This is a genomic window from Nocardioides sp. NPDC057772 (genome assembly GCF_042798075.1).
Taxonomy (GTDB): Bacteria; Actinomycetota; Actinomycetes; order Propionibacteriales; family Nocardioidaceae; genus Nocardioides.
Genome location: NZ_JBHVKN010000005.1, coordinates 70,776 through 80,348, shown reverse-complemented (window position 1 = coordinate 80,348; position 9,573 = coordinate 70,776). Strand labels below are relative to the sequence as shown.

The 9,573-nt window shown below is 70.2% G+C and carries 11 protein-coding genes; 5 read left to right on the top strand and 6 right to left on the bottom strand.

The window, feature by feature from the left end:
• Positions 1 to 94 precede the first annotated feature (94 nt).
• Complete coding sequence (locus ACFVJS_RS02250; RefSeq protein WP_091051197.1) at positions 95 to 253, bottom strand: DUF5679 domain-containing protein; 159 nt, start codon at positions 251 to 253, stop codon at positions 95 to 97.
• 543 nt (positions 254 to 796) lie between these two features.
• Here ACFVJS_RS02250 and ACFVJS_RS02245 point away from each other — a divergent pair.
• Both ACFVJS_RS02245 and ACFVJS_RS02240 read left to right on the top strand, forming a co-directional pair.
• Positions 797 to 1,822 (top strand): PHP domain-containing protein, encoded by a 1,026-nt coding sequence (locus ACFVJS_RS02245; RefSeq protein ID WP_378877035.1) that lies wholly within the window; start codon positions 797 to 799, stop codon positions 1,820 to 1,822.
• Between the two features lie 11 nt (positions 1,823 to 1,833).
• A complete protein-coding gene (locus ACFVJS_RS02240) occupies positions 1,834 to 2,379 on the top strand; it encodes a M48 family metallopeptidase (RefSeq protein ID WP_378877033.1) in 546 nt (181 codons plus the stop codon).
• A gap of 2 nt (positions 2,380 to 2,381) precedes the next feature.
• Here ACFVJS_RS02240 and ACFVJS_RS02235 read toward each other — a convergent pair whose 3' ends face one another.
• The 3 genes from ACFVJS_RS02235 to ACFVJS_RS02225 are packed head-to-tail and all read right to left on the bottom strand — an operon-like array spanning position 2,382 to position 5,859.
• Positions 2,382 to 3,281 (bottom strand): LLM class flavin-dependent oxidoreductase, encoded by a 900-nt coding sequence (locus ACFVJS_RS02235; RefSeq protein ID WP_378877031.1) that lies wholly within the window; start codon positions 3,279 to 3,281, stop codon positions 2,382 to 2,384.
• On the bottom strand, positions 3,278 to 5,230 hold the full coding sequence (locus ACFVJS_RS02230) for an FAD-binding protein (RefSeq protein ID WP_378877029.1): 1,953 nt from the start codon (positions 5,228 to 5,230) through the stop codon (positions 3,278 to 3,280). Before ACFVJS_RS02230 ends, ACFVJS_RS02235 begins: the two co-directional genes overlap by 4 nt.
• Complete coding sequence (locus tag ACFVJS_RS02225; protein ID WP_378877027.1) at positions 5,227 to 5,859, bottom strand: dihydrofolate reductase family protein; 633 nt, start codon at positions 5,857 to 5,859, stop codon at positions 5,227 to 5,229. Before ACFVJS_RS02225 ends, ACFVJS_RS02230 begins: the two co-directional genes overlap by 4 nt.
• Before the next feature lie 65 nt (positions 5,860 to 5,924).
• Between ACFVJS_RS02225 and ACFVJS_RS02220 the strand changes: the two genes are divergently transcribed.
• Positions 5,925 to 6,779, top strand: coding sequence for a helix-turn-helix domain-containing protein (locus ACFVJS_RS02220; RefSeq protein WP_378877025.1), 855 nt, complete (start codon positions 5,925 to 5,927; stop codon positions 6,777 to 6,779).
• Here ACFVJS_RS02220 and ACFVJS_RS02215 read toward each other — a convergent pair.
• The gene (locus ACFVJS_RS02215; protein ID WP_378877023.1) at positions 6,754 to 7,293 is read right to left on the bottom strand and encodes an NUDIX hydrolase; all 540 of its coding nucleotides are present in this window, start codon (positions 7,291 to 7,293) and stop codon (positions 6,754 to 6,756) included. The two genes, ACFVJS_RS02220 and ACFVJS_RS02215, sit on opposite strands and share 26 nt — an antisense overlap.
• Entirely contained in the window at positions 7,290 to 8,624 is a 1,335-nt protein-coding gene (locus ACFVJS_RS02210) for a zinc-dependent metalloprotease (protein WP_378877021.1), read from the bottom strand. The genes ACFVJS_RS02215 and ACFVJS_RS02210 overlap by 4 nt, the downstream gene beginning before the upstream one ends.
• A gap of 56 nt (positions 8,625 to 8,680) precedes the next feature.
• Between ACFVJS_RS02210 and ACFVJS_RS02205 the strand changes: the two genes are divergently transcribed.
• On the top strand, positions 8,681 to 9,106 hold the full coding sequence (locus ACFVJS_RS02205; RefSeq protein ID WP_378877019.1) for a molybdenum cofactor biosynthesis protein MoaE: 426 nt from the start codon (positions 8,681 to 8,683) through the stop codon (positions 9,104 to 9,106).
• Positions 9,107 to 9,320: 214 nt separating this feature from the next.
• Positions 9,321 to 9,557, top strand: a complete 237-nt coding sequence (locus ACFVJS_RS02200) for a hypothetical protein (protein ID WP_189120095.1) — start codon at positions 9,321 to 9,323, stop codon at positions 9,555 to 9,557.
• Positions 9,558 to 9,573: the final 16 nt, after the last annotated feature.

Sequence of the window (9,573 nt, the reverse complement as noted above, 5' to 3'; positions counted from 1 at the left end):
TCTCGACCCGCTTCGCGGGTTCGCAGGCTCACCCGCTGCGCTCGCTCGATCCCTTCGCGTTGCGACTCCGCTCCTTCGTCGCGGAGTCGCAGGCTCAGGCTTTGCCCAAGATGCGGTTGAGGTTGGTGCTGCAGACCGGGCAGACGGCCTTGGCCATCTTGGTGCCCTTGTCGTTCACCCGGATCTCACCGGTCGCCTCGCGCTTCTCCTTGCACTTCACGCAGTAGAACTCGCCGCTCCAGGTCTCCGCCATGACGGCCTCCTTGCCTATGTGTAACTGGTCGTCGCGACGGGGTTGTCAGGGAAGCCCGTCGGAAGCTCGTCATGACGAGCCGTCTCGACCCTACGACACACGGCGCTCCCGGCGGCAACACGGGCTACCAAGCGAGTGTCGGCGTGTTGGCGTCATACCGGGCGATTCTGGGGTTTCGAGGACGCATCGAAGGTCCTCGCCGCAGTTACGTCGCCTGTGAAAATTGGAGGGACCCCCGGTGCCTGGATCGTCCTTCGCCTTCCCCTTGCGAAGGCCGTCCGGCGGCGCCGGGGGTCCCACTGACATCGAACTTAAAGAGGATGTGGGAGCCCGTCAACGTCCCACTCCGCGAGCCTTGTGGACAAGATGTGGACAACACCGCTTTGCTTGGGGAAAGCCGGTGGAAGACGCGCCTGTTCCTGTGGGAAACCCGGTGACCGGATGGAGAATGATCGGTTGAATCAAGACGATGACCTGCGAAAAGCTTTCTCCACCGGCTGTGGAGAAGAAAAATAGTTGGAGGAAGATTTGGTAGGCGAGGCGTTGTCCCCCGTCGCGGCCCTTCGCCGGATCGCGTTCCTGCTCGAGCGCGGCCGCGAGGACACCTACAAGGTGAAGGCCTTCCGCACCGCCGCGGCGGCCATCCTCCCCATCCCCGAGGAGGAGGTACGCCGCCGGGCGGCCGAGGGCACCCTGACGGAGCTGAGCGGGGTCGGGGCGAGCACGGCCAAGGTCATCGCCGAGGCCGCGCGCGGTGAGGTGCCGCAGCGGCTGCAGGACACCGAGCGGCTCCACGGCGGTCCGCTGACCGAGGGTGGTGCGGGGGAGAGGCTGCGGAGCAGCCTCCGTGGCGACCTGCACAGTCACTCCGACTGGTCCGACGGCGGATCGCCGATCGAGGAGATGGCGTTCACCGCGATCGAGCTGGGTCACGACTACCTCGTGCTCACCGACCACAGCCCGCGCCTGACCGTCGCCAACGGGCTCAGCGCCGCCCGCCTGGAACGCCAGCTCGGCGTGGTCGACGCGGTCAACGACCACCTCGCCGGGCACGGGTTCACCCTGCTGAAGGGGATCGAGGTCGACATCCTCGACGACGGCAGCCTCGACCAGACCGATGAGATGCTCGCCAAGCTAGAGCTCCGGGTCGCCAGCGTCCACTCCAAGCTGAAGATGGACAAGGAGCAGATGACCCGGCGGATGGTCACCGCGGTCTCCACGACCCGGATGAACGTGCTCGGCCACTGCACCGGCCGGCTGGTCACCGGAAACCGCGGCACCCGGCCCGGCAGCCAGTTCGACGCGCGCAAGGTCTTCGAGGCGTGCGCGGAGCACGGCGTCGCGGTCGAGATCAACTCCAGGCCGGAGCGAAGGGACCCGCCGACGAAGCTTCTCGAGCTCGCCCGCGACGTCGGTTGCCTCTTCTCGATCGACTCGGACGCGCATGCTCCGGGGCAGCTCGACTTCCTCGTCCTGGGGTGCGAACGAGCCGAAAAGGCGGGTATCGAAGAGGAACGGATCATCAACACCTGGCCGCGGGACCGCCTGCTGGCCTGGGCGAACAGGTAGTTTCTTGACCTATGGACGGCCCGGAGATCGAGGTACGGCGCAGCAAGCGACGCCGGCGTACGGTCTCTGCCTACCGTGACGGCGACCGCATCATCGTGATGATCCCGGCGGCGATGTCGCAGCGCGAGGAGGCCGAATGGGTCGAGCAGATGGTCGCCCGGCTGGAGAAGGCCGAGCGACGTCGCAAGCCCAGCGACGACGACCTGATGCGGCGGTCGGCCGCCCTGAGCGACCAGTACTTCGGCGGCCTGGCCAAGCCGGACTCGGTCCGCTGGGTCGACAACCAGAACAGCCGCTGGGGCTCCTGCACGCCGGGCGACCGCTCGATCCGGCTCAGCGACCGGCTGCGCGGCATGCCGAGCTGGGTCATCGACTACGTGCTCGTCCACGAGCTCGCCCACCTCTTCGAGGCCAAGCACAACGACGCCTTCTGGGCCTGGGTCGACCGCTACCCCCAGGCCGAGCGCGCCAAGGGCTACCTGGCCGGCTGGTCCGCCGCCGCCAAGCTCCCCGCCCCTCCGGGCGAGGACGACGACGTCGACGACCCGGTCGACTAGCGCTACGAGCGCTCCCGGGCGACCAGCTCGCGCACCTGCGGCGCGATTTCGGCAGCGAACCGCTCGGCCACTGCGGGGTCGTCGCCGCCGATCAGGAAGGCGGAGAACCCGTACTCCAGGACCAGCCCGGCGAGGTCCTCGACCCACTGGTCCACCGGTCCGTTGAGGAGCGCCCGGCTGGTGGGCTGGAGCGAGACGTTCATCAGGTTGAGCAGACGACGTACGTCACCGGGCGAGCGCCCGGCCGCGGCGGCCGCCTCGTCGATGCGGCGATTGAGGCCCGGCACCGACTCCAGCCCGCCCTCGAAGTATTCCAGCGTGGGCAGCCAGCCGTCCGCGTGTGCCCCGGTGAGCTCCAGCATCTTCGGTTTGTAGGAGCCGACCCAGATCGGGATGTCGTGGGCCGGCTCGGGGCCGCGCTTGGCGCCGTCGACCTGGTAGAACTCGCCGTCGAGGTGGATGCCGCCGCGGGTCGAGACGTCCCATACCTCGCGGATGATGCCGATCGCCTCGCGCAGCGCGGTGACGCCCTGGGCGGCGGTGAGCCGCCGCCCGCCCATCGCCTCGATGCCATCCCAGAACGCGCCGGCGCCGATGCCGAGCTCGATCCGGCCGCCGGAGAGCCGGTCGAGCGAAGCGACGGAACGGGCGAGCATCGCCGGCGGCCGCAACGGCAGCGAATGGACGTTGCCGGCCAGATGGACGCGTGAGGTGCGCGCGGCGGCGTACGAGATCAGCGTCCAGGTGTCGAGGAACGCGGGCTGGTAGGGGTGGTCCTGGAAGGTCACCAGGTCCAGGCCCGCCCGGTCGCCGGTGACGGCGAGGTCCACCACCTTCTGCGGGGACTGGGCGGACGGGGTGACGAAGGTGCCGAACAGCAGGTCGTGGCCGTAGTCGGTCATCGGTTCATCTCCGAAGGGTCGATGTTGAAGTTGTCGCGGAACAGGTTGGTCGGGTCGAAGCGCTGCTTGAGGTCGCGCAGCCGCGCCAGGGTCGCGGGCGGGAACGCGTCCGCGACCCGCTCGGGCGATCGGGTGGTCTCGAAGCTGAGGTATAGCCCGTCGACGTGCGGCCGCAGGCGGGACCACGCCGTGTCCAGGGCCTTCGAGGACCCGCCCATCGCGGTGATGTGGAACCCGGCGGTGCGGTGGGCGAAGGCGGTGGCATCGGGAGCCACGTCGGCGATCGCGCCGCCCATGGTGCGTAGCTGGAAGAAGTAGACGACGCCGGTGCGCAGCATCTGCGCGGCATCGCGGGCGAACTCGCTGGTCACAGCCGGGATCAGCCCGGAGCGTGCGTGCGGTTCCCCGTGTCCGTGGTGGCCGTCGGCGCCGACGTCGTGGGCCTGGTTCATCACGTCGGTGTAGCGGGCGAGGACGACCTGCTGCTGCACCAGCGCCCCCAGGGAGGCGAACGGTGTCAGCCGCTCCAGGATCACGTCCGGGTCCGGTGAGTCGACCAGGCCGTAGAGCTGGATCACCGAGCCCTCCGGCCGCGGGCGACCGGTCACCAGGAAGACGGTGGTGTCCCGCGGCGCCGCGGCGGCCACCGCCCCGAACCGGAGCAGGGCCTCCTCGATGTCGGGGACCACCAGGGTGAGCTGTGCGGAGCCGACCTCGGCGACCTCGTACACCTCGAACTCGAACGCGGTCACGACGCCCAGGTTGGCGCCCGCGCCGCGCACGCCCCAGAGCAGCTCCGGGTTCTCCTCGTGGTCGGCGCGCACGATCGACCCGTCGGCGAGCACCATCTCGACCGCGACCAGGTGGTCGATGGTGAGCCCGTGCTCGCGCGAGAGAAAGCCGATCCCGCCCGCGGTCGCGAGCCCGCCGACCCCGACGCCGCCGTAGTCGCCCGAGCCCAGCGCCCACCCGTGGGGATCCAGCGCTGCCGCCACCTGCTTCCAGGTGGCCCCGGGCCCGATGCGTACGCGGCGGGTCGCTGTGTCGAGGACCTCGATCGTGCTCATCCCGCCCACGTCGATGACCAGTCCGCCGTCGTTCGTCGACCGGCCGCTGACGCCGTGCCCGCCGCTGCGGATGCCGAGCGGAAGGTGCCGGTGACGGGCGGCGAAGGCCAGCGCCTCGGCCACCTGGGCCGGGGTCGTCGGGCGCAGCACGAGGCCGGGGCGGCCGCCGCGCAGATAGGTCGAACGGACCGCCCGATAGGCCGGGTCGCCGGGCTCGACGGCCGTCTCGGCGAGCGAGGCGGGCACCTCGTCATAGGCGATGCCCAGCCGACGTTTCGCCCGGACCGAGGACGTACGCCGCGGTCCCGTCGGCCGCGGACCGCCGTGCTCCACGAGCAGGCGAGCCGCCCGGTCCACCTCGGCCTCGGTCGAGGCCGGGACGACGACGGGAAGACTCGCGGCTGCCGCGCGCTCGAGGTCGGTGGGGGAGAGGTCGGCGGGTGCGTTCGTCCACGCGCTCGGGTCGGTGATCAGGCGCGCGCCGGCGAGCAGCTCGAGACTGTCGCGAGCGCGGCCGGCGACGCTCGGGTAGCCGCCGTCCGGGTCTCGCGGATCGGGTGCGCCGGCAGGAGCCAGCGTGACGCCGATCGGGATGGACTTGGTGCTCCCCAGCAGCCAGGTCGCGGTGGTCCACGGATCCAGGTCGCCGGGGGTGATCACCACCAGGTCGAGACCGGCTTCCTCGGCGCGTTGCGCGAGGTCCGTCATCGCGGCGGGTGGCAGCGCCAGATCGTCCCCACCGAGCGGGGCGTGCGAGCGGTTGCCGAGCTGTGCCGCCGGGTCGACGCCGCCGAGAACGACCTGCTGGACCGGCTCGACGACGACGAGCGTGCCACGCTTCGCCGTCTGCTCAGCAAGGCGACCGGCCCCGCGCCCGGTCACACGGCAGAGGCCTGTGCGATGGTCACCGGCGTGTCCGAGGAGAGCAGCCGGCCCACGGAGTAGGTGAGCGCCACGGTCCCCAGACTCGTCGATGCGATGTCCTCGAGGCGCAAGGAGCCCGGCGACGGCAGCTCGCCGAAGAGCCGCTTGCCGGTGCCGAGCAGCAGCGGGTGCATGAACAGCCGCAGCTCGTCGACGAGCGTGGCCCTCATCAGCTGACGGACGAGGTTGCCGCTGCCGAGCACGACGATGGTGCCCGAGCCGTTGGCCTTGAGGTCGTCCACCGCCTCGAGCACATCGCCGTCGAGCACGGTCGCGCCGCTCCAGGCCACGTCGCGGAGCGTGCGGGTCGCGATGTACTTCGGGGTGGCGTTGAGGCTCGCCGCCATCGGGTCGGTGTCGGGCCGGGTCGGCCAGAAGCCAGCCATCTTCTCGTAGGTCCGCCGCCCGAAGAGATAGGCCGACGTCTGGGCGCCGACGTCGGGGGAGAGGACCTCTCCGAGGGCCGCGCTGAAGGGCATGCCCCAGCCGCCGTGCTCGAAACCACCGTTCCGGTCCTCGTCAGGGGAACCGAGCCCCTGCATCACACCGTCGACGCTCAGGAACTCCACGATCGCAAGTTTTCGCATGGCCACATCCTGCGTCCGAACCGAATCTGCTGGCTTGATCGAAATCGACCGGCGATGATCGATCCATGACGGGTGTGACCCGCGAGCTCGTACGACTTCCCGCCCACCCCGGTCTGCGGGGCCTGGTGGCGGGTGTCGTCGGTTTCCGTGAACATGCGGTCGTTCCGCTCGAGCGGCGCCAGCCAGCCGGTACGCTGCTGCCGCTGGTCCTCTCCTTCGGCGACCCGTTCGAGGTCGTCGAGGTCGCCGCGGGACAGGGAGCGGGGACGTACGGGTCGTTCTTCTCCGGTTTCATGCCCGGACCGGTCTCGACCCGTTCCGGCCGCAGCCACGCGTGCGTGCAGGTCTATTTGTCGCCGCTCGGCGTCAGCCGGCTGCTCGGCGTCCCCGGCCGGGAGGTCGCGGCCAGCGTGGTCAAGGTCGAGGATCTGGTCCCCGAGCTCGGAACGTCATTCTCGGAGCGGCTCGCCGAGGCCGCTACGTGGCAGGAGAGGTTCGACCTGGTCCAGTCTGCGCTGCTGGCGCTAGCAGGTGAACCGGCAGACCCGCTGGTGTCCTGGCTGTGGGAGCGGATCACCGAGTCCGGGGGCCGGGCGCGCATCCGTGACCTGGTGGCCCAGACCGGCTGGAGCCACCGCCACGTCACGACCGCCTTTCAACGCACCATGGGGCTCACTCCGAAGGCGGCCGCAGGCATCGTACGTTTCGAGCGGGCCGCCGTCGATCTCGGCCGCCTGCCCCTTGCCGAGATCGCGGCCCGCCACGGGTATGCCGACCAGAGCCATCTGACCCGTGACAGCGTCAGGTTTGCCGGAGAGCCGCCCGCCGTTCTCGCCGCCAGCCGGCGGCCGACCGCGCACACCGCACTCGGGACGACCCCGGCCGGAGGGCGAGCTAGAGGTGTGCCTGCGCGAGCTTGATGAGCTCGATCATCTCCGGCTCGGGATCGGGGACGCCGTCGACCGGCCACCACCGTACGTCCAGCGACTCCTCGCTCACCGCCGGAACCGCACCGGTGGGAGCGACCGCCATGAAGCGCACGTCGAGGTGGTGGACGTCGCCCGACGGAGCGCAGAAGGGCACCGGATGCTCGGAGAGCTGAACCAGCCCCGGAAGTGGCGCCAGGTCCGGCACGCCGGACTCCTCACGCAGCTCGCGGGCGGCGGCCGCCCACAGCGTCGGGTCGCCCTGCTCGAGATGTCCGCCGAACTGGAACCACCGCCGCGCCTTGCGGTGATGGGTCAGCAGCACCGAGGAGCCGTCGTCGGAGAGCACCACGCACGAGGCCGTCAGGTGGTCGGGGACGCACGACTTGAAGACCCCGGTGGGCTCGGCCTCGAGATGGGCGACGTAGCGCTGCCGCAAGGACTCCTGCGGAGCGGACGGCGCGTCCCACGCCCGCAGGGTCGCGAGCGCGTCAGCGTGCAGACTCACTCGTCAGCGTCTCCGCCGAGGAGCTTCTTGAGCTCCGCGTCGAAGTCGATCGAGTCGACGTCGGGAGCCTCGGCGCCCTCGCGGAAGCCGAGCGGGTCGTCGAGATCCGCCGATGTCGGCAGCAGCGCCGGCGACATCCAGACGCCGTCGCGGGCCTCGATGCCCTGCCGGGTGCGCAGCGAGCCCCACAGCGCAGCCGCGTCACGCAGGCGCCGCGGACGGAGCTCGAGGCCGACCAGGGTCGCGAAGGTCTGCTCGGCCGGACCGCCGGCAGCGCGGCGGCGGCGTACGGCCTCCTGCAGCTGCGCCGCGACCGGCATCTTCTCGGCAGTGGCCAGGGCGACGACCTCGTCGACCCAACCCTCGACGAGCGCCAGCACGATCTCGAGGCGCTCCAGCGCGGCCTTCTGCACCGGCGAGTCGGGCACCTCGAACATGCCCTCCTCGAACATGTTCTGCAGCTGCGAGGGGTCCTGCATCGCGGAGAGGTCGAGGCCGCGCATCTGCTCCTCGATCCGCTGCTGCATGGCCTCCATGTTGAGCTCGACGCCCTGTGCGTAGTCGGTGACGGCGTTGACCACGTGGTCACGCAGCCACGGCACGCCGGCGAAGAGGCGCTGGTGGGCCGCCTCGCGCAGGGCCAGGAAGAGCAGCACGTCGTCGGTGCTGACACCCAGGCCCTCGGCGAAGGGCTCGACGTTGACCGGGAGCAGCGCGGCCTGGCCGGTCTCGGCCAGCGGGATGCCGATGTCGGAGACCGAGATGACCTCGCCGGCGAGGTGACCGAGGCCGGTGCCGGCTTGGTTCGCGTACAACGCGCCCATCGCCTTGCCGACGAACCCGATCATCGGGCCCATCTGCGCCTTCATCTCCTCGGGCAGCTGACCGCTCATCGCGGCCGCGGTCGAGGCCGCGACCGGCTCGATCAGCGGCTTCCATGCGTCCAGCGTGTTGACCAGCCACTCGGCCTTGGACCAAGCGGTGGCGGACTTCACGCCGGCGGGGAACGAGGTGGTGTCCTCCAACCAGTGGTCGGCCAGCTGGATCGCGTCTGCGACCGCGTCCTTCTGCTTCTGAGAAGGCGTCGGGTCGGGTGTGGACGCGGCGACCTTTCGGGCGAGGTCCATCGCGACGTCCCAGTTCAGCGGGCCGTCATAGGGCTGTAGCAGCGACTGGATCTGACCGAAGATCTGGCTCAGGTCAGGCATGCCGCCGGGGCCGCCACCGACGCCGCCGATGGGGAACCCACCGAAGAACGCTTCGAAGGGCGTGCCCTTGAAGGGGTTCTCCGGCTCCTCCGGCTCGTCGGGGCCACCTGGGGTCTGACTCATGTGTCCAGCCTACGCGGTGACGGAAGCCCGCTGTCAGCAAGCACTAGGCTGGTCCCATGAACGCCGCCGTAAAGCTTCTCGACATCCGGGAGACCCCTCTCGATGTCACCGAGGTGATGGACGCTCTCGACGACGACGCCTCCGGCGGGGTCACCCTCTTCGTCGGCCGCGTACGTGACCACGACGGGGGCAAGGGGGTGACCGGCCTCGACTATCAGGCCCATCCCACCGCCCTCGCGCGCCTGAGGGAGGTCGCCGAGAAGGTCGCCGCCGACCACGGTGTCGCGGGTGTCGCGGCTGTCCATCGCACCGGCCACCTCGACATCGGCGACATCGCCGTCATCGTCGCGACCGCCTCCGGCCACCGCGGCGAGGCCTTCGCCGCCTCCCGCGACCTCATCGACACCCTCAAGGCCGAGGTGCCGATCTGGAAGCACCAGGTCTTCACCGACGGCACGGATGAGTGGGTCGGCGCGCCGTAATTTCGCGATTGCTTCGCAATTCGCGAGCGCTTTCGCTTGATCCTCGTCTTCCTCCGCTCCGTTCGTCGCTGCGCTCCTCACTGCGCTGCGTCCAGACGAGGAGCGCTCCAGCGCTGTACTTGTGGCGATTGCTTCGCAGTTCGCGCAGCGCTGGCAGGTCCTGGCGCGGCGCGCCATGGTGCGCGGTGTTGGGGTCACCAATAGGCTTTCGTACGTGGACATCCTGCTCTGGCTCGTACCGTCGGCGGTCATCACCGTGCTGGCGATGGCGTGGGTCGCGTTCCTCGGACGTGAGGGGCGCGTGGAGGACCGCGAAGAGGTCGTACGCCGCCTCGGCATCGCGCTCGAGAAGGAGAAGACACGCGAGCGCTCGAGAAGGTACGCCGCGCCCCAGCCGCCGCCCGACAGGTCGACCGGCGTCGCGGTCCGCGTCAACCGCGATGCCTCTTAGTTCCTGGTGGTCGAGC